A 22,127-nucleotide genomic window follows, 5' to 3' on the forward strand; every position below is an offset into this window, starting at 1 on the left:
TTGTTGCCAGGGGGCGGGACCCGTTGAAGGCGCTCAAGATCTTGAAGGCGTTGAAGGCTTTAAACGCGCGCAACGCCTACGGCGTCGCCGCGCCCATCGGCGCGCTGACGGCCGTGGCGGTCGTCGTGGCCCTGCTGATAGCCCTGACCTCCCCTGGGGACTCGGGCGGCTCGGCGGACGGGAAGCTCCCGGCCATGGCCGCCTCCCCCCGGTCGGACCGGGTTCCCAAGGATGCCAAGAAGAGGGACAAGTACGCCAACTGGGACGGCAAGGTGAAGGTGATCGGGGACGGCTCCACGTCCTACACCGGCCCGCAGCCGAAACAGCCCAGGATCGAGAAGCTCAAGCCCGGCCAGAAGCCGCCGCAGTTCGTGGTCTTCTCCTGGGACGGCGCTCTGGAGAACGACGACCATCTCTTCTCGCACTTCCGTGAGATCGCCAAGGAGACGAACGCCAAGATGACGTTCTTCCTGAGCGGCATGTATCTGCTGCCCAAGTCGAAGAGCGACCTCTATCGGCCGCCGCAGCACAATCGGGGCTCGGCCGCCATCTCCTTCCCGACCGACGAGCACATCAGGGAGACGCTGGAGCAGCTGAGCGGGGCGTGGCGGGACGGCAATGAGATCGGCTCCCACTTCAACGGCCATTTCTGCGGCGCCAAGGGCGGCCAGGACTGGAGCACCCAGGAGTGGAAGAGCGAGACCGAGCAGGCGTACTCGTTTGTGAAGCACTGGAAGACCAACACCGGCTTCACCGACGTCAAGCCGCTGCCCTTCGACTACGACGTGGAGCTGGCGGGCGGGCGCGCCCCCTGTCTGGAGGGGCAGAAGAACCTCATCCCGGCCATCAAGTCCCTCGGCTGGCGGTATGACGCGAGCTCACCGGGCGACTTCCAGATCTGGCCGTCCAAGATGGACGGAATCTGGAACTTCCCGCTGCAGCTGGTGCCGTATCCGGAGAGCGAGAAGCAGGTCCTCTCGATGGACTTCAACTTCCTCTACAACCAGTCCGGTGACAGCACGGAGGGCGATCCGGCGAAGTACCCCGAGTGGGAGCGGCTGACCCGCGAGGGCTATCTGAACGGCTTCGAGCGCGTCTACCACGGCAGCCGGGCGCCGCTGTTCATCGGCAATCACTTCGAGACCTGGAACGGCGGCATCTATATGCGGGCCATCGAAGACGTGATGAGGAACGTATGCCGCCGCGACGGTGTGCGGTGTGTGTCGTTCAAGCAGCTCGCCGACTGGCTGGACGCCCAGGACCCAAAGGTCCTGGCCAAGCTGCGGATGCTGGATCCCGCGGAATCGCCGGACTGGTCGACGTACACCAAGTAGTCCGGCGGCCTTCCGCGTCACCTCCGGCGGCTCACCGCCGGGTGGAAGCCCCCATATAGCGCGTCCAGATGTCCAGGGGATAGGCGTCGCCCGAGGTGGCGGCGCCTGCCCCGCCCAGCCCCTTCAGCGGCAGCAGCTCCTGGGACTTGGGGTCCACCCGCGACAGCGACACCGCAGTCGACAGGTCCTTGGTGTAGCCGACGAACCAGGCCGAGGTGCCGTCCTGCGCCGTACCGGCCTTGCCGGCCACATCGGCGCCGACCACGGAGGCCCCGCTCGCCGGCCCCGTACCGCTCTGCGCCGCGCCGCGCAGGGCGTCGTCCACATCCGACGCGACCTGGGCGCTGAACGCCCGCTTGGCGGGGTCCTTCCGCAGGTCGAGCTTCTCCCCGTTGCGCGTGAGCCCGCTCACCGAGTACGGCGGGGTGTGCGTGCCCCCCGCGGCGAACGTCCCGTAGGCGCTGGCCATCCGGATGGAGCTGGGGGTGGCGGTGCCCAGCGAGAACGCGGGCACCCGCGCGCCGAAGCTGCTGGGCAGCAGGCCCGCGTCGATGGACGCCCGCCGGACCCGGTCGAGCCCGACGTCCATGCCCAGCTGCATCATCGGGGTGTTGATGGACTGCACGACCGCCTGGCGCAGACTGACCTGCCCGTACGACGTGTCGCCGTCGTTGCTCGCGCGCACGATCTGCCCGCTCCGGTCCCAGTACGGCCCCTCGGGCGTGTGCACGGCGACCTTGTTGTTGCCGTCGTAGAGGGTCGTGGGCGATACGGGCGTGCGCTCGCCGTTGCGCTCGCGCAATACGCCGTCACGCAGCCCCGCGGCGTAGACGAAGGGCGTGAAGGCGGTGCCGGCCGGCACCGTGGAGGCGTTCGCGTCGTTGAAGCCCTGCTCCAGATAGCCGGGGCCGCCGTACAGCGCGGCGATTCCGCCGTTGTGGTCGACGGAGGCGGCGCCGATATGCACATGGCGGTCGTCCGGGCGGTTCTTGGGATCGAGCGAGTCCCTCGTCTTCTTGACCGCCTTGGCGAGCGCGTCCACCTTCCCCTTCTGGAAGGTGGTGTGGATCTGATATCCGCCCAGGTCGAAATCGGCGTCGGAGATCTCGGTATGGGAGTTCACATACGCCTTGGCGGTCTCCACCAGATAGCCGACCTGGCCGGTGAGCCCGACCGGCCTGGGCGTCGCCTTGGGATCGGGGAACTTCGTGTACTTCGCCCGCTCGGAGGCGGACAGCTTTCCGATGTCGACCATCCGGTCCAGCACCCACTTCCAGCGCTCGACCGCCCGGTCGTGGTTCTTGGCGCTGAGCGTCGGGTCGAACGTCCCGGCTCCCTTGAGCAGCGACGCGAGCAGCGCGCCCTCGCTGGGGTTGAGCTTCGAGACGTCCTTGCCGTAGTACGCGTACGAGGCCCGCTGAATACCGTAGGTGCCGCGCCCGAACCAACTCGTGTTCAGATAGCGCTGGAATATCTCCTCCTTGCTCATCCGGTCGTCCAGCTTGATGGCCATGAACATCTCGGTGAGCTTGCGGGAGAACGTCTGGCGCTGATTCAGATACGCGTTCTTCACGTACTGCTGGGTGATGGTCGAGCCGCCCTGGGTCTCACCGCCCGTCACCATCCTCGTCATGGCGCGCGTCAAGCCGCTCGGGGAGACACCGCTGTCCGAGTAGAAACTGGCGTTCTCGGCGGCGAGCACCGCCCACTGGACCTTTTCCGGGACCTTGTCCAGCGGCACCTCCTGCCGGTTCACCGGACCGGTGCGGGCCATCTCGCTGCCGTCGGCCCAGTAGTAGACGTTGTCCTGCTGGGTGGCGAAGTCGTTGAGGTTCTTGGGGATGTCGGTCTGCAGGTAGAGATAGCTCAGGAGGCCGGTCAGGCTGCCCAGGCAGAACAGGAAGAGCAGGGCCACCTGACGCCACGACGGCAGCCAGCGCCATACGCCCCGCCGGCCCTTACGGGGGTAGTCCAGCCGGATATGGCCGGCCGCCCACCGGCGCAGCCGCATACCCCGACCCCCCGACGGCGCCTTACGGCGGTGCTTGCGGTGCTTCCCCATGGCGTTGTCGCTGCTGCCCTGCACGTGTTTCCCCCACGCTCGCTCCGCGCGTGGGCGCGGCACAAAGGTGTGATCTTCCATCCCCCCAAGACCACACGATCCTATTTTCCCTTCCGAACATCTGTCGCCACAGGGCCCCAAAATTTTGTAACAGTGACGATATGCGGCGACTCCGCCCTGCCGGTGACCATTCGCGCCGGACGCCCGGCCGGTCCCCGCCCGCCGGGACGGGGCGCCGCGCGAGCCGTCCGCCGTCGGCCGCGCCGCGCCGGTCGGCACCGTGCGGCCCGTCCCCGGGGCGTTGCGTCCCGGAAGCTCAAATCAACCTCTGAACCGCGCCCCCGGTGGATTCGTCCTCTTCCCGTGGGGTCATTACCCCACAACGCGAGAAGACACCGCACGGAATGCGGGACGGAACGAGGAGGGGGAGCCATGGTGCGCCTCGGTACCGGAATCGGCTGGCGACCGGAAATCGCCGATGACATCGCGCGACTGCCCGGGATCGACTGGGTGGAGGTCGTGGCGGAGAACATCTGCCCCGGCCATGTGCCGGACGCGCTCCAGCGGCTGCGCGAGCGCGGGACCACGGTGGTCCCGCACGGGGTCTCGCTCGGCCTCGGCGGCGCCGAGCGGCCGGCCGCCGACCGCCTCACGGCGCTCGCCGAGCGGGCGGAGGCGCTGGACGCGCCGCTGGTCACCGAGCACATCGCGTTCGTACGGGCCGGGGGGCCGCTGACCGCGTCGCCCGCCATCGAGGCCGGCCATCTGCTGCCGGTGCCGCGCACCCGTGACGCGCTCGACGTGCTGTGCGAGAACGTGCGCATCGCGCAGGAGGCGCTGCCGGTGCCGCTCGCGCTGGAGAACATCGCGGCGCTGATCTCCTGGCCGGGCGAGGAGATGACCGAGGGTCAGTTTCTGGCCGAGCTCGTCGAGCGCACCGGGGTCCGGCTGCTCATCGACGTCGCCAATCTGTATACGAATCACGTTAACCGGGGCGAGGACCCGGCCAAGGCGCTGGACGAGCTGCCGACCTCGGCGATCGCGTACGTCCATGTGGCGGGCGGCGTCGAGAAGGACGGGGTGTGGCACGACAGCCACGCCCATCCGGTGACCCAGCCGGTCCTCGACGTCCTCGCCGAGCTGTGCGCCCGTACGGCACCGCCCGGTGTCCTGCTGGAGCGCGACGAGGACTTCCCGGCGGCCGAGGAGCTCGCGGGCGAGCTGGCCGCCATCCGCGCCGTGACGGCGGCGGGGGCGGCGGCGGGGGTGACGGACTGCCGGCCGGCCGAGGCGCCGGACGCGCCGAAGGCCCCGGACGCACCCGACGCGTCCGCTGTCGGCGCCGCCCGCCAGCGGCTCGCGCTCGCGCAGACCGCACTGCTGTCCGCGCTCGTCGCGGGCACCCCGGCGCCGGAGAGCTTCGACCGGCGGCGGCTGCGCGTGCAGAGCAAGGCGCTCACGGCCAAACGGGCCGGGGTGGTCGCGAAGGTGGCCCCGGAGCTGCCGGAGATCCTGGGCGACGGCTACCGCCCGGCGTTTGTGCGGTACGCCGACAGCCGCCCGATGACCGGCGGTTACCGCCGGGACGCGCTGTCGTTCGCGGAGCATCTGCTGGCGGACGACGAGCCCGGCGACCCGGTGGCGCGGCGGCGGTTGACCCAGTGGTGGCGGGAGCGGTCCGGGCCCGCCCCGCTGGCGGCGGGCCCCGCGGCGCGTCTGGCGCGCCGGGTCCGGCTCGCGCTGAGCGGGCGGTGAGGGACATGGATACGGCAGTGGGCCTGGTGTACGCGGCCGTCGCCGTCTCGTCGGCGACCGTCATCGCGGGCACGGTCATCTCCCGGCAGAAGGCCGACGGGCCGGCCGACGACCGGGCGTACGACCTGCTGGAGGCCGCGTTCCTGGCGGGTGGTCCCGGCCGGGTGGCCGACACCGTGATCAGCGGGATGTACACGGACGGGCGGCTGGCGGTCGGCGGCCCCGGTGTGGTCTCGGTGCGCCGGCCGATCGCCCATCACCCGGTCGAGGACACGCTGCTGCGGCTCTGCGCCCGTTCCCCGCACGGCGCCCTGAACTGGCTGCGCCGGGAGCTGATGCGCAGCGCGGAGGCGCAGGCGATCGGCGACCGGCTCGCGGAGCGCGGGCTGATGGTGCGGCCCGACGCCCTCGGCTTCTGGCGGGGTGCGGCCAAGGCGCAGATCGCGGCCTGCTGGGTGGGGGCGTTCCTGTCCATCGTGACGTCCGCGTCGGATGACTCGGTCCCCACGGGACTGCCGCTGATCTTCAAGATCTTCCCGGCGCTGTTCCTGGGGTTCGTGGTCGGCGCGGTCTGCGCCGGTGCGGCCAAGGGCCGGGTGACCGGGGCCGGGAAGCGGGCGCTGAAGGCGTGCCGGCGGGACGGCGGGCCCGGCCGCCGGCACGCTCCGTCCGCCGCCCACCACGCGTCGACCGCCGTGGCGGCGGCCGTCGCGCTGAGCGGGGCGGCCGCCCTGACCGCCGATCCGCTGCTGCGCGACCAGCTCCTGGAGGCGCAGAAGGTGCCGAGCTCGGCGGCCTCGTCCGGCTCGGGGTCGGCGGACTCCTCCGGCGGCTCGTGGTGCGGCGGAGGCGGCTCCGGCTGCGGCGGCTCATCGTGCGGCAGCAGCTCCTCGTGCGGCGACGGGGGCGGGTCCGGCTGCGGCGGGGGCGGGGGCTGCGGCGGCGGGGGCTGCGGCGGGGGTTGAGCACGTCGTACGGCCGGGGCGCCACCGCCGCATCCCCACTCGAGTCGTCCATATCGCGAAAACCATGGCGCGGTACCGGTCCGGTCCAGTACAACTCGGCCATGCTGTGGCTCTTGTTCCTGCTCGTCGCATGGGGCGCGGCGGTCGTCAGCTGCACGCGTCTGTGCCTGGCCGCGGTCGCCGCCGCCCAGCCGATGGACCCTGATCCGGCGGCGAGCGGGAAGGGCCTGAGCCTGTACGAGGCCGCGTTCCTGGCCGGCGGTCCCGGCCGGGTCGGCGATCTGGCCCTGGTCACGATGTACCGCGAGCGCCGTCTGCTGCTCGCGCGGACCGGCTGGGTCACGGTCGTGGACCCGGAGGGCCGGGACGCGCTGGAGCGGTCCGTGATCACCGCGATAGGCCCGGAGGGTCAGTCCCCCCTACCGCCGGTGCGGGCCGCGCTCGCCGCCGCCGACCCGGTACGGGCACTGGCCGGCCGGCTGGAGGCAGCGGGGCTCGCGGTGTCCGCCTCGGCGCGTACGAATGTGGGGGCGGCGGTACGGCAGGTACGGGCCGCGTGCGTCCTGGCGCTGCTGACGGGGGTGGCAGCGCTGCTGCTGGTGCCGCCCGCGGCGGGCCGGGGGCCGGTGGCGGCGTGGTTCGCGCTGCCGCTGCTGCTGACCGCGAGCTGTCTGCTGATCGCCCGGGTGGAGGCGCATCCGTACTCGCGCTGGGCGTCGCCCGCCGGGCAGCGGTTGCTGGGCCGGATCGATGTGCTACCGCGGCGGACCGTCGTCCAGCGTGCCGGCGGCGGGGCCGACGACGGGCGCGAGGACGGCGAGCTGCTCACCGCGGTCGCGGTCCATGGCACCGCGGCCCTCCCCGACCCGGCGCTGCGCGCCGCGCTGAAGGCGCATTGGGGTCATTGACCCCGACACCGCCGCGCGGTGCTTTACATGGCCAACCACCGCGCCAAATATCCCTTTATTGCGCAATGCACGAAGGGTTGGTCAGTGAGAGCAGCAGTGCTGTACGGCATCCTCGGGCCGCTGGTCCTGTCCGTGGCCATGACCACGCTGCTCGCGACCCCCGCCACCGGCAGACCGCTCGCCGCGCTCGCTCCGGGCCCCGTCGTGGCCACCACGAGCGCCACCGCCGCCCCGAGAAGCGCGCCCACCGCCACCGCCGGCCCCGCCGCCTGGTCCCGCTCACCCGCGTCCACCGCGCTGGCCGCCACGCCCCCCGGCGGCGGGGCCGCCGAGGCCCGCGGGGTGACGCTCGCCGCCCGGCGCGCGGCCGCCCGCGGCATCGCCTTCCGCCGCTGCCCGCGCGCCGAGCATCTGGCCGCCCCCGTCACCTGCGGGACCGTCTCCGTACCGCTCGACTACGCCCACCCGAACGGCAAGCGGATCTCCCTCACCGTCAGCCGGATCCGGGCCACCGGCCCCAAGGCCAGGCGCCAGGGCGCGCTGGTCTACAACCCCGGTGGCCCCGGCGCCTCCGGTATGGCGTTCCCCGAGTACGCGGCCGATACCGCCTTCCACCGCACGGCAGCGGCGTACGACTTCGTGGGCTACGCGCCCCGCGGAGTGGGCCGCTCCGCACCGCTGTCCTGTCAGAAGCCGACGGCCTTCGCCCAGGCGCCGGCCAACTTCCCGGCCTCCCCCACCGCCGCCTTCAAGCGGAAGCTGGTGACGCGGGCGCGCGCCTACGTGCGGGGCTGCGTACGCCGCGCGGGGGCGCGCCTCGCGCACTTCACCACGCTCAACAACGCCCGCGATCTCGACGTGCTGCGCGCCGCGCTCGGCGAGAAGCGGCTCAGCTTCATGGGCGCCTCGTACGGCACGTACTACGGTGCCGTCTATGCCACGCTCTTCCCCCGGCATGTGCGCCGGATGGTCTTCGACAGCGTGGTCAACCCCGACCCCTGGCAGATCTGGTACCGCGACAACCTCGACCAGTCGCTCGCCTTCGAGCGGCGCTGGCGGGACTGGCGCGGCTGGGTGGCCCGGCACGACGCCGTCTACCACCTCGGCGACACCGCCGACCGGGTGCTCGCCTCGTACGAGAAGGCCCGGCTGCGGCTGGAGCGTACGCCCGCGGGCGGCGTCGTCGGCACCGCCCGGTTCCAGAACGCGTTCCTGAGGACCGGCTACAACGACGCCTACTGGGATCCGAGCGCACGCGCCCTCGCCGACTATCTGCGCGGCGACCCCGACCGCCTGATCGCGCTGGCCGCGCCCGACCCGGCGGACGCCGCGTCCGACGAGAACGGGAACGCCGTCTACACCGCCGTGGAGTGCAATGACGCGCCCTGGCCGCGCACCTGGGCCACCTGGGACCGCGACAACACCGCCCTCGCCCGCCGCGCCCCCTTCGAGACCTGGGACAACGTGGCGATGAACCTGCCGTGCGCCTTCTGGCCGCTGCGCCACGACTACCCCGTGGAGGTCGGCATCGGCACCGGGCCGCGGCGCGGCACGCTGCCGCCCGTACTCCTGCTGGCGGCCGAACGGGACGCGGCCACGCCGTACGCGGGGGCGAAGGAGCTGTGGCGCAGACTGCCCGGCTCCTCGCTGGTGACCGAGCGGAAGGCGGGCACACACGGCCTGTGGGGCGGGTCGAACGCATGCGTGAACCGCTACGTCGACACCTATCTGCTGACCGGGAAGACCCCGGGCCGGACCGCCTCCTGCGCCCCGCGCGCGGAGCCGGAACCGCTTCCGGAACCGGCCCCGCTGCCCGAGTCCGGCAAGCAGCCGGCCTCGGTCCCCGGGACGCCGTAGGGCCCCCGTACGTACAGCCGTCAGGCCGTCAGGCCAGACCGGCCACCAGCTCGGAGACCGCCTTGCGCCGCCCGGTGAAGAACGGCACCTCCTCGCGCACATGCCGGCGTGCCTCGGACGCGCGCAGATGGCGCATGAGGTCGACGATCCGGTGCAGCTCGTCCGCCTCGAAGGCGAGGATCCACTCGTAGTCGCCGAGCGAGAAGGACGCGACCGTGTTGGCGCGCACATCCGGGTAGCCGCGCGCCATCTTGCCGTGGTCCGCGAGCATCCGCCGGCGGTCCTCGTCGGGCAGCAGATACCAGTCGTAGGAGCGCACGAACGGGTACACGCTGACGTAGTCGCGCGCGTGCTCGTCCGCGAGGAACGCCGGGATGTGCGACTTGTTGAACTCGGCCGGGCGGTGCAGCGCCATGTTCGACCACACCGGCTCCAGGGACCGCCCCAGCCGGGTGCGGCGGAAGAGGTTGTACGCCTCCTGCAGCGCGTCGGAGGTCTCCGAGTGCCACCAGATCATGACGTCCGCGTCGGCGCGCAGCCCGGACAGGTCGTAGGTGCCGCGCACCGTGACGTCCTTGGCGGCGAGCTGAGCGAAGAGCTCCTCGACCTCGTCGGCGTAGCCGGTGCGGTCCTCCGGCAGCACATCGCGCAGCCGGAACACCGACCACAGGGTGTAGCGGATGACCTCGTTGAGGTCCTTGGCCTTCTTGCCGGCGTGCGGAGTCTTCTCAGGAGCAGCAGTCATGCTCCCTATTCTCGCTCTCCGGGTCAGGCGCCCCGCCCCAGGGTGGCGGTGAGGAGTTCCAGCAGCTCGTCGGCGGCCTGATGGGCGCTCGCGATACAGGCGGGGATGCCCACGCCGTCGTACACCGCGCCGCACACCCGCAGCCCCGGCACCTTCACGACCTCGGCGCGGATACGGGCGACCCGGTCGAGATGGCCGACGGGGTACTGCGGCAGCCCGCCGTCCCAGCGGGTCACCCGGGTCGCGACGGGCGTGGCCGCAAGACCGACGGCTTCGCCGAGATCGGCGAGCGACATCCTTACCAGATCGGCGTCGTCGCGCCTCAGGTCGTCATCGTCCTCAAACCGCCCGATCGAGGTACGCAGCACAAAGAGATCGGGGTCGGCGTCCCTGAGCCAGCCCCATTTACGGCTGGAGAAGGTCGCCGCCTTGATCGTATGGCCGTCGACGGGCGGGACCAGAAAGCCGCTGCCCTCGGCGAGCGAGGCCACGTCGGCCCGGCGGAAGGCCATGGTGACCAGCGCCATGGAGGCGTAGTCGACGGTGGCCAGCTCGGCGGACGCGGCCGGGGAGTCGGCGGCCAGCAGGCGGGCGGCGGCCGGCGCCGGGGCCGCCAGCACCACCGCGTCGGCCTCCAGCACCCCGCCGCCCGGTCCGCCCGTGGCGACGATCCAGCCGTCGGCGGTCCGCCGCAGCTCCCGTACGGGCGCCTCGGTGCGGATCTCGCCGCCCGCCGCCCGTACGGCGTCGGCGACCGCCGGCGGCAGCCGCCCGATCCCGCCGTCGATGCCCATGAACACCGGGCCGTCCTGCCGCCGCGCGGCCCGCTCGGCCAGCTCCCGTACGCCCTCGGTCAGCGGACGGTTCGAGCGGGCCAGCTCGAAGAGGGTGGGGACCGACGCCCGCATCGAGGTCCGGTACACATCACCCGCGTACACCCCGCCCAGCAGCGGTTCGACGAGCCGGTCCACGACCTCGCGGCCGAGCCGCGCCGCGATGTACTCGCCGAGCGCCACGTCCTCGCCGACCTCGGTGGGCGGCAGCTCCGCGTCGCGGGCGATGCGCGCGAGCCCGTCGTCCGAGATCACCCCGGAGGCGGCGAGCGGCGCCGGATCGCCGGGCACGCCCATCACATGGCCCTTGGGCATCGGGCGCAGACCGCCGCGCGTCCACAGCGAGGCGGTCGCAGTCGCGGGCGGCTGCAGCCGCTCGCCGAGGCCGACGGCGCGCGCCAGCTCCACCGCCTCGGGACGGCGGGCGAGCATCGACTCGGCCCCCAGGTCCACCGGTACGCCCTCGATCTCGCCCGCGTACAGCTTGCCGCCGAGCCGCCCCGACGCCTCCAGCACGGTCACCCGCGCCCCGCCCGCCAGCAACCGGTGCGCGGCCGTGAGACCCGAGATCCCGCCGCCGATGACCACGACATGGCCGGTACGCCCCGTCCGCGGGGTGGTCGCTGCGCTCATGCCCCCACTCTCTCACCCGCCCCGAGAGGGTGGTGCGCAGAGGCCGTGGCCAGGTCGGCCTCGATCCGGGCGGCGGTCGCGCGCAGCGCCGGGAGGAGGTCGTGGCGGGCGCTCTCGGCGGTGCCCCGGCCCGCGTGGGTGGCGAGGTTGAGCGCGGCCACCACCCGCCCGTCCGCGTCCCGCACGGGCACGGCGAGCGACCGCAGCCCCTCCTCCAACTCCTCGTCGACCAGCGCGTACCCGTCGGCCGCCGCCCGCTCCACCACGCGCACGAGCTCGGGCACCGAGGTCACGGTGCGGCGGGTCAGCGGCTCGGGTTGGAGGCCCGCCATCGAGGCGGCGCGGGCGTCGGCGTCCAGGCCCGCGAGCAGCACCCGGCCCATGGAGGTCGCGTAGGCGGGGAAGCGGGTGCCGATGGTGATGTTGACGCTCATGATGCGGACGGTGGGAACGCGCGCGACATACCGGATGTCGCCGCCGTCGAGGACGGCCAGGGACGCCGACTCCTGGACGGTGCGCACCAGTTCGCGCATATGCGGCTGGGCGATCTCGGTGAAGGTGAGATCCGCGAGGGGGGCGTAACCGAGCTCCAGCACGCGCGGCAGCGGCCGGAAGGCCCGGCCGTCGGCCTCGGCGTACCCCAGCGCGACCAGGGTGAGCAGCGAGCGGCGGGCGGTGGCGCGCGGCAGCCCGGTCGCCTCGGCGACGGCGCTGAGCGTCAGCCCGCCGTGGCCGCCTTCGGCGGCGTTCCCCGCCGCCCCGGCCCCCGCGCGGCCCCGCGCCGCGCGGGCCTCGCCTCGTTCGTGGTCCCCCGCCGCGCGGCCCTCGCCTTGAGCCACCCCCCGCGCCGCGCCGGATTCGCCTGGGGCGCCGTCCCGCGCCGCGCGGACCTCGCCTCGGGCGCTGCCCCCGGCCGCCCAGGCCTCGCCTCGGCCATCTCGCGCCCTGCCGGCCTCGCCTCGGGCGCCGTCCCGTGCCGCGTCTGCCTTACCTCGGTCGTGGTCCCGCGACGGCGTGCCGGCCTCGCCTTGAGCCCGCCCTGCGGCGCCTGCCTCGCCTGGGGCGCCGCCCCCCGCCGCGCCGAGCGCTCGCAGCACGGCGAGGCCGCGCGCGAGCGACTGCAGAAACCCCGCCCCCAACTCCCGCTTGGCCACCCGCGCGGGGTCCTCCCCCACCGTGGCCCGCACCCCGCCCGCGGCTCCCGCGGTGGCCGAGGCGCCGGGCACCACATCGCCCGGTGTACCGGCGACGCCATCGGATGCCCCGGCCAAGCCGCCCCGCCCCTGCGGCGGCCCGACGGACAGGCCGGACGCGCCGGAGGGCCCCGCCGACCCGCGCGGCCCCGGATCCTGTCCGGCGCGGCCCGGCCCGGAAGGACGCCCCGGCGGCAGGCCGGACGCTTCGGCGAACGGCCCGCCGCCCGCGTCCGCCGCCGACGGCCACGGCCTCGGCGGGGGCGGGGCGGCCAGTGCCGCCTCCATCGCCGGGACCTCCGCACACAGCGGACCCAGCACTGCCGCCCGCAGCGAGGCCACGTCATGGCGGCTGGTGTGGCTGACCACGTTGACCGCGCACGCGATCCGGCCCGTGACGTCCCGCACCGGTACGGACACCGCCACCAGACCCGGCTCGATCAGCTGGTCGTCCAGCGCCCATCCGTCGTGGGCCGCCTCCTTGACGCGGGTCTCGAAGTCGGCGTCGGCGGCGGCCCGGTGGCGGGGCGGCACGGCCGGGAAGGCCGTATCCAGCGGGTCGGCGGCGCGACGGGCCCGCCAGGCCGCCCACGTCGGAGCGGACCACTCGGTGGCGAACAGGGCGCCTGGGGCGCAGCGTTCGGCGGGGAGCAGATCGCCGATGCGGAAGGCGAGGGACATGGTGCGGCGGCGGGTGGCCTGGACGACGAAGCGCACCCCGTCGCCGTCCGGCACGGCGACCGAGACGGACTCGTCGAGGCCGTCGGCCAGCCGCTCCGCGAACGGGCCGAGCGCGGCCGGCAGACCGCTCGCCGCCAGATACGCGTTGCCCAGCTCCATCAGCCGCACCGTCAGGCCGACGTCGCGCCCGTCGAGCCGTACGTATCCGAGCTGTTGGAGCGTGCCCACCACCCGGTCGACGACGGACCGGGCGAGCCCGGTGCCGCGCACGAGATCGCCGGGCCGGATGGCCGTCCGCCCCTCGTGCGCGGCCAGCCGGGCCAGTTCGCGCAGCACGGCCAGACCCCGCTCAAGGGGGCCGACGGAGCCATTGACAGGTGGGGGCACCGGGCCGAGACTCATCATCAGCCAATTATGAACGAAGTTTCACCAGGCGAACAAGTGGCATACATTCCTTCACCGACGAGGGGACGATCTGATGCGCACGACCGTCGGCATCATCGGCGGCGGGCCCGCCGGTCTGCTGCTCGCCCGGCTGCTGCACCGTGCGGGGATCGACTGTGTGGTGCTGGAGAGCCGGGACCGGGCGTATGTCGAGCGGCGTCAGCGGGCCGGGATTCTGGAGCAGGGCACGGTCGACGTCCTGCGGGCGTGCGGCGCGAGCGAGCGCCTGGATCGCGAGGGGCTCACCCACCACGGCATCGAGCTGCGCTTCGAGGGCCGTGCGCACCGCGTCGACCTCCCCGGCGCCACCGGCGGCAAGTCGGTGACGGTCTACGCCCAGACCGAGATCGTCAAGGATCTGATCGCCCTTCAGCTCGCCGATCCCGCCGGGCCCCCGCTGCTGTTCGGGGCCGAGGCGCTGGCCATCGAGAAGCCGGACTCGGCCGCGCCCGTCGTCCGCTTCCGCCACGAGGGTCGCGAACAGACGCTGACCTGCGACTTCGTGGCGGGCTGCGATGGCTTCCACGGCATCGCCCGACGCACGGTCCCCGCCGACCGGATCCGTACCTTCGAGCGCGCCTATCCCTACTCGTGGCTCGGTGTGCTGGCCGATGTGCCACCGTCCTGCAAGGAGTTGATTTACGCCCGTCACCAACGCGGCTTCGCCCTGCACAGCATGCGCTCACCGCGGGTCTCCCGGCTCTATCTCCAGGTGCCGAACGACACGGACACCGCCGACTGGTCCGATGAGCGGATCTGGGACGAGCTGGCCACCCGCTTCGCGGTCGACGGGGAGTGGGCCCTGGAGCGCGGCCCGATCACCGCCACCTCGCTCACCCCGATGCGCAGCTTCGTCCAGGAGCCGATGCGCCACGGCCGGCTGTTCCTGGCGGGCGACGCGGCGCATATCGTGCCGCCCACCGGCGCCAAGGGGCTCAATCTCGCCGTCAGCGACGTGGTCACGCTGGCCCGCGCGCTGGCCCACCATCACCAGACCGGCTCCACCGAGCTGCTGGACGGCTATTCGGCGACCTGTCTGCGCCGGGTGTGGCAGGCCGAGCGGTTCTCGTACTTCATGACCGAGACCCTCCACCGGCGCCCGGACCAGAGCCCGTTCGAGGACCGGCTCCAGCTCGCGCAGCTGGACCGGATCGCCACCTCCCCCACCGCCTCCGCCGAGCTCGCCGAGAACTACGTCGGCCTTCCGCTCTCATGACGGCACCGAGCCCGCCGGGCATCCGGCGCCCCCCGGCCGCCGAGCGCTCGGTGGCGGGCCGGGTGCTGGCGGTCCTCGACGCGTTCGACGCCACGCACCGCTCGCTGTCCCTCACCGCCCTCGCCCGCCGCGCCGGGCTTCCGCTGGCCACCGCGCACCGGCTGGTCGCCTCGCTCACCCGCTGGGGCGCCCTGGAGCGCGATACGACCGGGGCGTACCACATCGGGCTGCGGCTGTGGGAGGTGGCGACGTTGTCGCCGCGCGGGGTCGGGGTGCGCGAGGCGGCGCTGCCGTTCATGGAGGACCTGTACGAGGCCACCCACGAGAACGTCCAACTCGCCGTGCGCGACGGGCTGGAAGTGGTCTACGTCGAGCTGATCTCCGGGCGCTCCGCGGTCCAGGTCCGCACCCGGGTCGGCAGCCGCTGGCCGCTGCACGCGACCGGTGTCGGGCTGGTGCTGCTCGCGTACGGGCCGCCGCGGCTGTGCGAGCGGGTGTGCGCCCGGCCGATGCGCCGCTTCACGGAGCTGACGGTCCAGGATCCCGCCCGGCTGCGGGCGGCCCTCGCGGAGGTGCGGCGCACCGGGATCGCGGTCAGCGACCGGCAGATCACCATGGACGGGCTGTCCATCGCGGCACCGGTGCGCGGGCCGCGCGGGGACGTGGTGGCCTCGCTGTCCGTGGTCGTACCGGTGGCGGAGGGGCAGGCTCCGGGGCTGATCCCGGCCGTACGGGTCGCCGCGCACGGGATCTCCCGTACCCTCGCCGCGGCCTGGGGGCAAGACTCCGTCGCGGACGCTTCCGGTTGACGGAAAGGCCCCTTGCCGGGGAGTGATTCCGGCCAGATTCTATGGGCCACATCGCCCGTCACACATCACGCTCGGAGCCTGGACTCCCGGGCCCGAAAGGGGACATGGGGACATGCCCGAAGTGACCACACCCACCGTCACGCAGGAGCGGGAGTCGGGGCCGAGACGCTGGCAGCCGTACCACACCCTGTGGGCCATGCTGCTCGGCGGCTGGCTCTTCTCCTACGCCGACCGCGCGATCACCGGACCGGTGGTCACCTGGCTGATCGACAACGATCACGGAATGCTGGGCTCCGCCAGCCATCCGCACGCGCTCGGCGGCCTCATCGGCAGCCTCTTCTTCGCGGGCTACATGCTGACCCAGTTCCCCGGCGGCTATCTCGGCGACCGCTTCGGACACCGCACGATGCTGGCGATCTCGCTGGTGTGGGCGGGGGTGGCGACCCTGGCCAGCGGGGTGGTGACCGGGCTGATCGCCTTTGTCGCGCTGCGCGTGCTGACCGGGCTCGGGGAGGGCGTCTTCTACTCCAACGACCGCTCGCTCATCGCCCAGCGCACCCCGCCCGCCAAGACGAGCCTCGGCATGGGCGTCGCGATCACCGGCCTGGCCATCGGCCTGACGATCGCGACCATCAGCGCGCCCTATCTGATCGACTGGGGCGCGGAGGTCTTCGGCCACGAGGACGCCTGGCGGATGCCGTTCCTGGTGCTGGGCGGCGCGACGCTCGCGTTCGGCTGGGCCACCGCGGTCTATATGCGGCGCATCGGCGGCCCGCTCAAGGCCACCGGCTCCACGCTGCGGCTGCTGGGGATCTCGGCGGTGCTGTGCGCCGCCGTCATGGCGGTCTATCTGATCGCCGACGGGGCGGGGATGCCGAGCTGGGGCGTGGCGGTCCTGGAGTGCGTGCTCGCGTTCGTTCTCATCGGGACGATCCTGGCCAGGCGGGGCGCGCGGCTCGGCGCGATCTCCCGCAACCGCAATGTGCTGCTGCTCAGCTTCGCCTTTATCGCGGTCATGTGGAATCTGTGGTTCTTCAGCTTCTGGTCGGTGTCGATCGTCGCCGACGCCGCGCACAGCTCCTTCCAGAACGCCGCGCTGGTGGCCACCTTCAACGCGGGCGCGGGCATCCTCGGGTTCCCGGCCGGGGGCCGGCTCTCGGACCGGGCGAAGGACCGGGGGTGGGGGCGGCGGCCGCTGCTGATCGCGTTCACCGTGGTCCAGGGGGTTCTGGTGCTGGTCTTCGCCGCCTATCTCCAGTCCCATGAGAAGCCCTCCCTCTGGGTGATGTCCGTCCTGCTCTTCGTCACGAGCCTGTTCTTCAACGCCCTCCAGCCGATGGCGCACGCGCTGCTGAGCGATGTGGTCGACGCGGCCCAACGCGGGGCGGCCTTCGGGCTGTTCAACCTGGTCGGGGAGATCGGCGCGGTGATCAGTCCGGCGCTCAGCGGCACGCTCTTCGACCACTACGGCAGCTGGACGCAGGCCGTCTACATCGACGGCGCGCTGATGCTCGTCAGCGCGGTGCTGTACGTCCTGATCCGTGAACAGGCGCCCCGCACGTAGCGTTGTCCCCACACGGCGGGACATACGGCGGCGGAGGGGCATACGCGATGGCGGCGGCGCGGCGGATGGTGGTCATCGGAGGCGACGCGGCGGGCATGTCCGCCGCGTCACAGGCGCGCAGGCTGGCGAGCCGGAGCGAGCTGGAGATCCTCGTCTTCGAGCGCGGCCACTTCACCTCGTACTCGGCCTGCGGCATCCCGTACTGGGTCGGCGGCGAGGTGGACGGCCCCGATGCCCTGGTCGCCCGTACGCCCGAGGCGCACCGCGGGCGCGGGATCGACGTACGGACGCGCACCGAGGTCACCGAGATCGACCTCGCCGGGCAGCGGGTCCTGGCCCGGGAGCTCGATCCGCGCGGCGACGGCGAGAGCTGGTACCGCTTCGACGACCTCGTCATCGCCACCGGCGCCCGGCCGCGCCGCCCCGACCTGCCCGGTATCGACGCGCCGGGCGTGCACGGTGTGCAGACCCTGGACGACGGGCAGGCGCTGCTGGCCACGCTGGAGTCCACCCGGGTGGGGCGGGCCGTCGTGGTCGGGGCCGGCTATATCGGCGTGGAGATGGCCGAGGCGCTCACCCGCCGCGGCTATAAGGTCACCGTTCTGGAGCGCGGTGAGCAGCCGATGGCCACGCTCGACCCCGATATGGGGCGGCTGGTGCGCGAGGCGATGACCGGGCTCGGCATCGACACCGTGACCGGCGCGGAGGTCACCGAGGTGATGACCGGCGAGGACGGCCGGGTGCGGGCCGTGGCCACCAAGGTCAGCGAATACCCCGCCGACGTCATCGTCCTGGGCCTCGGTGTGGTCCCCGAGACCGGTCTGGCGCGCGAGGCGGGGCTGCCGCTGGGCGAGTCGGGCGGGCTGCTGACCGATACGGCCATGCGGGTGCGCGGTTTCGACACCATCTGGGCGGGCGGCGACTGTGTGGAGGTCCTCGATCTGATGTCCGGCCTCACCCGGCATATCCCGCTGGGCACCCACGCCAATAAGCAGGGCCAGGTCATCGGCTCCCATATCGGCGGTGGCTACGCGACGTTCCCGGGCGTCGTGGGCACGGCGGTCAGCAAGGTCTGCGATCTGGAGATCGCCCGCACCGGGCTGCTGGAGGCCGAGGCGGCGGCCGTGGGGCTGCGGTTCCACACTGTCACGGTCGAGTCGACGAGCCGGGCCGGATACTACCCGGGCACCCGCCCGATGACGGTGAAGATGCTCGCCGAGCACCGTACCGGGCGGCTGCTCGGCACACAGATCGTCGGCCGGGAGGGCGCGGGCAAGCGCGTGGACATCGCGGCGGTCGCGCTGACCGCCGGGATGACAGTGGACCAGATGACGGCGCTGGACCTCGGCTACGCCCCGCCGTTCTCTCCGGTATGGGACCCGGTGCTGGTGGCGGCGCGCAAGGCGGCGGCAGCGGTACGCACGGCCGAGGACCGGTAACCGGGCCGGCCGGCGCCCTCAGCCGTCGATACCCCTCAGGGCGAGCCGGGCGCGCTCGGCCAGATGCCGGGGGCAGCTCCACTCCCCGGGGGCGAAGGGCCGCTCGGGCGTGTCGTACTCGTCCGGCGCGTACAGATGGTTGAGGTGGTCGCCGTACGGATCCTCGTGGAATCCGAAATGGCGGCCCCTGACCAGCTCGGCCAGCTGCTGCCAGGGGTGCGCGTCCCCGTGCGGGCAGGGCTCCCCCAGCGGTGCGGCGTCGACCGTGCCGAGGATCGCCCGCAGGTCCCGGTGCACGGCCTCGGGCGGCGGTTCCTCGCCGGAGGTCACCGACCAGCAGGCGACCAGCAGCAGGACGGCCCGCTCGCGCGGATCGGCCGGGCCCGCCGCGAACCGCCGCGCGGCCCACAGCCCGGCGTCCTCCGCGGCCTGCCCGTCCCGGCAGCGCCGGCGCACGGCGCAGGTGAGCCGGTCGATGTCGAGCCGTCCGTCGGGGCGCACGAGCACCTCGTCCAGATACGCGGTGTGCCGGATGCCGAAGAGCCGCCCGCGCCCGGTCCGCAGATGGTCGAGCGCCTCGCGGGCGATCGTGGCGAGAAAGGCCGGGCACAGCCACGCCTCCAGGGGCGCGGTCTCCAGCCCCTCCCGCTGCCAGTGCCGGTAGACGCCCCGGCCGCCGGGGCTGAGCAGATGGATGCCCACGGTCGCCTGTTCCGCCGTGTCCTTGCGGACCTCGGGGTGCTCGTACTCCCCGGCCCCTTCGACACCGGTGCCATGCGGGCAGGACGCGTCGCCGAAACCGGGCAGCACGGCCTCCAGGGCGTCGATCATGGTGTCGAGGACCCGCTTGTCCCGGATCCGGCCGCTGGCCGCGTACCAGCAGGCGGCGTGCAGGATGACGACGAGCCCGGCCCGCTGCTCGCCCGTGGGGTCCGCGCTCAGGCTCATGGCGTAGGCGGACAGCTCCCGGCCGGGGTCGACGGCCGCGCTCGGGTAGTCCCACACGATGGAGCGCAGATCCTCGGCGCGGCGCGCGTCCCGGGCGGGGAGCCGGGGCGGGATGCCGCCGACGCTTCCGGGGGCGATGATGTCCACGGCGACCCGTGCGTACCCGGCGATGTCACGGGGGCACAGCCACTGCTCCTTGGTGGCGTCGTCCTCCCACTCGGCGTCCTCGTCCTCGGCCAGCCCGTTGGTGAGCAGCGGCAGATCGTCCACGAAGTGGTCGATCCGGTCGTCCAGATCGCCCTCGTACGGATGCGTCCGGTGCGCGCAGGGCCGATCGCGCAGCCGCCGGTCCGTGGCGTGCAGCGCCTCCAGGACGGCCGCCACGACGCCCGGCCCGGAGAACCGGCCGACGTACGTGGCCATCATGACCAGGCCCAGCGTCCAGGCGTACGCCTCCTCGCCCGCGGGGTCGGCGGCCAGCCGCCGGGCGCAGTCCAGGACGACCCCGTCCGAGTCGCCGCCGTAGCTCTCGTTGAGGATGCTGTCCCAGTCGTCGACAAAGTGGACACATGCTGACAGCGCGGAGACGGGCATGTCGGTCATGCCCCTCACGACGCCGTGGGGCCCGCGCGGGTTCCCCCGGGCTCCGATCTTCACGGAAGGTACGCGTTATGCGCTCCGCGTATGCACGAACTCCACGAGGCGGGTCAGGGCGTCCGGGTCGGTACTGGGCAGGACGCCGTGGCCGAGGTTGAAGATATGGCCTTCGAGACCCTGGGCCGCGTCCAGCACCTCGGCCGCCTTGGCCGCCACGGCCGAGCGCGGCGCGAAGAGCACGGCGGGGTCGAGATTGCCCTGCAGCGCCTTGCCGGGGCCCACCCGCCGGGCCGCCTCGTCCAGCGGCACCCGCCAGTCGACGCCGACGACGTCCGCCCCGGCCTCGCCGAGCAGCCCGAGCAACTCACCGGTGCCGACGCCGAAGTGGATGCGCGGCACACCGTATCCGGCGACGGCGTTGAAGACCTTCTCGGAAGCGGGCAGCACGCTGCGGCGGTAGTCGGCGGGGGCCAGGGCGCCGACCCAGGAGTCGAAGAGCTGGACGGCCGAGGCACCCGCCTCGATCTGCACCTGGAGAAAGGCGGCGGTGATGTCCGCGAGCCGGTCGAGCAGATCCGCCCACAGCGCGGGGTCCCCGTACATGAGCGCCTTGGTGTGCTCATGGTTGCGCGAGGGGCCGCCCTCGACGAGATAGCTGGCGAGCGTGAAGGGGGCGCCCGCGAAGCCGATGAGCGGGGTGGCACCGAGCTCGCCGACGAGCGCGCCGACCGCCTCGGTGACGTACTTCACATCGTCCGGGTCGAGCGGACGCAGCCGCGCGAGATCGGCGCGGGTACGGATCGGCCGCTCGACGACGGGGCCGACGCCCGGCTTGATGTCCAGATCGAGGCCGATGGCCTTGAGCGGTACGACGATGTCGCTGAAGTAGATCGCCGCGTCCACGCGGTGCCGGCGCACCGGCTGCAACGTGATCTCCGTGACCAGATCGGGCCGCATACAGGACTCGAGCATCGCGGTGCCCTCGCGGACCTTGCGGTATTCCGGAAGCGAGCGCCCCGCCTGCCGCATGAACCACACCGGTGTATGGGGCACCGGTTCCCGCCGACACGCCCGGATGAAGGCCGAGTCGGCTGTGGCACGGGCCGCGGCGCGGCCGGTCTGCTGCTGGCCCGAGGGCCGCTCTGTGGCGCTCATGTCCCAAATCTTCGCACGGGCCGAACGAGTGACCCGCCAACCCGGGTGTTCCTCCCCGGCCAGGGCCCTCACTGCGCCTAGTCTTCCGGGCATGGCAGCGGTTCAAGGACACCTCTCGAACGGTGCTGACGGCGCTGACGGCACGGACGCGGGCGGTGAAGACGCCCCGCCCGTCTTCCGGCGCGCGGTCGCCGCGCTGCGCGGTGTGCGCGTGCGGCCCGAGGTGGAGCTCGATCCGACCCCGCCGCCGCGGCGGCTCGCGCCCTTCTCGTACGCGCTGGAGGCGGTGGTCACCGCGGACGGCGCCGACGACGACGCGGAGCTGGCGGAGGGACGGCTGATCCTGCTGCACGACCCGGCCGGGCACGACGCCTGGCGCGGCACCTTCCGCCTGGTCACCCTGGTCCACGCCGACTTGGAGCCGGAGATCGCGGCCGATCCGCTGCTGCCCGAGGTGTGCTGGTCGTGGCTGACCGGCGCGCTGGAGGCGCGCGGCCTCGCGTACGGCGAGCCCAGCGGCACGGTGACCCGGGCCAGTTCGCACTACTTCGGCGCGATGGGCGAGCGGGAGCCGTCGGCCCGGATCGAGATCCGCGCCTCCTGGACGCCGTCCGACCACCCGTCCCCCGAGCCGGCCCGCCCCGAGCCCCAGCGCGCCGACCGGACGCCACCGGAGCGGGCGGGCGAGGGGGTCCCGGAGCCGCTGGGCGTGCCGGACACCGCGGCGCATCTGGCCGCCTGGTGCGATCTGCTCTGTCAGATCGCGGGCCTGCCCCCGGCTGGGGCGGCCGAGGCGGGCGTGGTCTCGCTGCCCCAGCGACGCGGACCCCAGCCGCGCTGAGCAGATTGCTGTGCGCCCCCCGTGGCGAGTGAGCCGAAGGGGCGCGCCGCTGTCGAAAGGGAGAGCGCGCGGAGGCCCTTCGGGGTCCCATCCGGTTTGGGGTACTCCTGGCGAGTGAGCCGAAGGGGCGCGCCGCTGTCGAAAGGGA

The 22,127-nt window shown here is 73.1% G+C and carries 16 protein-coding genes; 10 read left to right on the plus strand and 6 right to left on the minus strand.

The genetic code is table 11. The features are described from left to right. Nucleotides 1-50 precede the first annotated feature (50 nt). On the plus strand, nt 51-1,334 hold the full coding sequence (locus ABZS71_RS03140) for a hypothetical protein (RefSeq protein WP_356207097.1): 1,284 nt from the start codon (nt 51-53) through the stop codon (nt 1,332-1,334). Between the two features lie 31 nt (nt 1,335-1,365). Here ABZS71_RS03140 and ABZS71_RS03145 read toward each other — a convergent pair whose 3' ends face one another. Next, complete coding sequence (locus tag ABZS71_RS03145; RefSeq protein ID WP_356207531.1) at nt 1,366-3,345, minus strand: transglycosylase domain-containing protein; 1,980 nt, start codon at nt 3,343-3,345, stop codon at nt 1,366-1,368. A 483-nt stretch (nt 3,346-3,828) separates the two neighbouring features. Between ABZS71_RS03145 and ABZS71_RS03150 the strand changes: the two genes are divergently transcribed. The 4 genes from ABZS71_RS03150 to ABZS71_RS03165 all read left to right on the plus strand — a co-directional run bounded on the left by ABZS71_RS03150 (nt 3,829) and on the right by ABZS71_RS03165 (nt 8,881). Continuing rightward, entirely contained in the window at nt 3,829-5,151 is a 1,323-nt protein-coding gene (locus ABZS71_RS03150) for a DUF692 domain-containing protein (RefSeq protein WP_356207100.1), read from the plus strand. A gap of 5 nt (nt 5,152-5,156) precedes the next feature. Beyond that, the gene (locus ABZS71_RS03155; protein ID WP_356207102.1) at nt 5,157-6,116 is read left to right on the plus strand and encodes a TIGR04222 domain-containing membrane protein; all 960 of its coding nucleotides are present in this window, start codon (nt 5,157-5,159) and stop codon (nt 6,114-6,116) included. Nucleotides 6,117-6,217: 101 nt separating this feature from the next. Beyond that, nucleotides 6,218-7,024: a TIGR04222 domain-containing membrane protein gene (locus ABZS71_RS03160; RefSeq protein ID WP_356207105.1), complete on the plus strand. Its 807-nt coding sequence runs from the start codon at nt 6,218-6,220 to the stop codon at nt 7,022-7,024. Nucleotides 7,025-7,108: 84 nt separating this feature from the next. Continuing rightward, nucleotides 7,109-8,881 (plus strand): alpha/beta hydrolase, encoded by a 1,773-nt coding sequence (locus tag ABZS71_RS03165; protein WP_356207108.1) that lies wholly within the window; start codon nt 7,109-7,111, stop codon nt 8,879-8,881. A gap of 28 nt (nt 8,882-8,909) precedes the next feature. On the opposite strand, the gene hemQ is transcribed toward ABZS71_RS03165, so the two are convergent. From hemQ to ABZS71_RS03180, 3 genes are read right to left on the minus strand one after another with little or no spacing between them, the layout of a single operon-like run. After that, on the minus strand, nt 8,910-9,626 hold the full coding sequence (hemQ, locus tag ABZS71_RS03170) for a hydrogen peroxide-dependent heme synthase (RefSeq protein ID WP_356207111.1): 717 nt from the start codon (nt 9,624-9,626) through the stop codon (nt 8,910-8,912). A gap of 23 nt (nt 9,627-9,649) precedes the next feature. After that, nucleotides 9,650-11,092, minus strand: a complete 1,443-nt coding sequence (gene hemG / locus ABZS71_RS03175; protein WP_356207113.1) for a protoporphyrinogen oxidase — start codon at nt 11,090-11,092, stop codon at nt 9,650-9,652. Beyond that, entirely contained in the window at nt 11,089-13,368 is a 2,280-nt protein-coding gene (locus ABZS71_RS03180) for an IclR family transcriptional regulator C-terminal domain-containing protein (RefSeq protein ID WP_356207533.1), read from the minus strand. The genes hemG and ABZS71_RS03180 overlap by 4 nt, the downstream gene beginning before the upstream one ends. A 76-nt stretch (nt 13,369-13,444) precedes the next feature. Here ABZS71_RS03180 and ABZS71_RS03185 point away from each other — a divergent pair, with 76 nt between their 5' ends. From ABZS71_RS03185 to ABZS71_RS03200, 4 genes are all read left to right on the plus strand, one after another. Next, nucleotides 13,445-14,626 carry a 4-hydroxybenzoate 3-monooxygenase gene (locus ABZS71_RS03185; RefSeq protein WP_356207116.1) on the plus strand — a complete coding sequence of 394 codons (1,182 nt, stop codon included), beginning with the start codon at nt 13,445-13,447 and terminating at the stop codon, nt 14,624-14,626. Then, on the plus strand, nt 14,623-15,435 hold the full coding sequence (locus tag ABZS71_RS03190; RefSeq protein WP_355852249.1) for an IclR family transcriptional regulator: 813 nt from the start codon (nt 14,623-14,625) through the stop codon (nt 15,433-15,435). Before ABZS71_RS03185 ends, ABZS71_RS03190 begins: the two co-directional genes overlap by 4 nt. A gap of 112 nt (nt 15,436-15,547) precedes the next feature. Beyond that, entirely contained in the window at nt 15,548-16,999 is a 1,452-nt protein-coding gene (locus ABZS71_RS03195) for an MFS transporter (RefSeq protein ID WP_356207118.1), read from the plus strand. Between the two features lie 47 nt (nt 17,000-17,046). Then, on the plus strand, nt 17,047-18,438 hold the full coding sequence (locus ABZS71_RS03200; RefSeq protein ID WP_355852242.1) for an FAD-dependent oxidoreductase: 1,392 nt from the start codon (nt 17,047-17,049) through the stop codon (nt 18,436-18,438). An 18-nt stretch (nt 18,439-18,456) separates the two neighbouring features. Here ABZS71_RS03200 and ABZS71_RS03205 read toward each other — a convergent pair whose 3' ends face one another. Both ABZS71_RS03205 and hemE read right to left on the minus strand, forming a co-directional pair. Further along, complete coding sequence (locus ABZS71_RS03205) at nt 18,457-19,989, minus strand: hypothetical protein (RefSeq protein WP_355852239.1); 1,533 nt, start codon at nt 19,987-19,989, stop codon at nt 18,457-18,459. A 66-nt stretch (nt 19,990-20,055) separates the two neighbouring features. Next, nucleotides 20,056-21,138, minus strand: a complete 1,083-nt coding sequence (hemE, locus tag ABZS71_RS03210) for a uroporphyrinogen decarboxylase (RefSeq protein ID WP_356207120.1) — start codon at nt 21,136-21,138, stop codon at nt 20,056-20,058. A 91-nt stretch (nt 21,139-21,229) separates the two neighbouring features. Here hemE and ABZS71_RS03215 point away from each other — a divergent pair, with 91 nt between their 5' ends. After that, the gene (locus ABZS71_RS03215; protein WP_355860606.1) at nt 21,230-21,979 is read left to right on the plus strand and encodes a DUF3000 domain-containing protein; all 750 of its coding nucleotides are present in this window, start codon (nt 21,230-21,232) and stop codon (nt 21,977-21,979) included. Nucleotides 21,980-22,127: the final 148 nt, after the last annotated feature.

It is taken from the genome of Streptomyces sp. NPDC005393 (genome assembly GCF_040606675.1).
Lineage (GTDB): Bacteria > Actinomycetota > Actinomycetes > Streptomycetales > Streptomycetaceae > Streptomyces.

Coding starts and splice junctions, on each gene's coding strand:
- ABZS71_RS03155 (WP_356207102.1), top strand. CDS start 5,157: ATGGATACGGCAGTGGGCCTGGTGTACGCGGCCGTCGCCGTCTCGTCG.
- hemG (WP_356207113.1), bottom strand. CDS start 11,092: ATGAGCGCAGCGACCACCCCGCGGACGGGGCGTACCGGCCATGTCGTG.
- ABZS71_RS03195 (WP_356207118.1), top strand. CDS start 15,548: ATGCCCGAAGTGACCACACCCACCGTCACGCAGGAGCGGGAGTCGGGG.
- ABZS71_RS03205 (WP_355852239.1), bottom strand. CDS start 19,989: ATGACCGACATGCCCGTCTCCGCGCTGTCAGCATGTGTCCACTTTGTC.
- ABZS71_RS03150 (WP_356207100.1), top strand. CDS start 3,829: ATGGTGCGCCTCGGTACCGGAATCGGCTGGCGACCGGAAATCGCCGAT.
- ABZS71_RS03160 (WP_356207105.1), top strand. CDS start 6,218: ATGCTGTGGCTCTTGTTCCTGCTCGTCGCATGGGGCGCGGCGGTCGTC.
- ABZS71_RS03180 (WP_356207533.1), bottom strand. CDS start 13,368: ATGAGTCTCGGCCCGGTGCCCCCACCTGTCAATGGCTCCGTCGGCCCC.
- ABZS71_RS03190 (WP_355852249.1), top strand. CDS start 14,623: ATGACGGCACCGAGCCCGCCGGGCATCCGGCGCCCCCCGGCCGCCGAG.
- hemE (WP_356207120.1), bottom strand. CDS start 21,138: ATGAGCGCCACAGAGCGGCCCTCGGGCCAGCAGCAGACCGGCCGCGCC.
- hemQ (WP_356207111.1), bottom strand. CDS start 9,626: ATGACTGCTGCTCCTGAGAAGACTCCGCACGCCGGCAAGAAGGCCAAG.
- ABZS71_RS03200 (WP_355852242.1), top strand. CDS start 17,047: ATGGCGGCGGCGCGGCGGATGGTGGTCATCGGAGGCGACGCGGCGGGC.
- ABZS71_RS03185 (WP_356207116.1), top strand. CDS start 13,445: ATGCGCACGACCGTCGGCATCATCGGCGGCGGGCCCGCCGGTCTGCTG.
- ABZS71_RS03145 (WP_356207531.1), bottom strand. CDS start 3,345: ATGCGGCTGCGCCGGTGGGCGGCCGGCCATATCCGGCTGGACTACCCC.
- ABZS71_RS03215 (WP_355860606.1), top strand. CDS start 21,230: ATGGCAGCGGTTCAAGGACACCTCTCGAACGGTGCTGACGGCGCTGAC.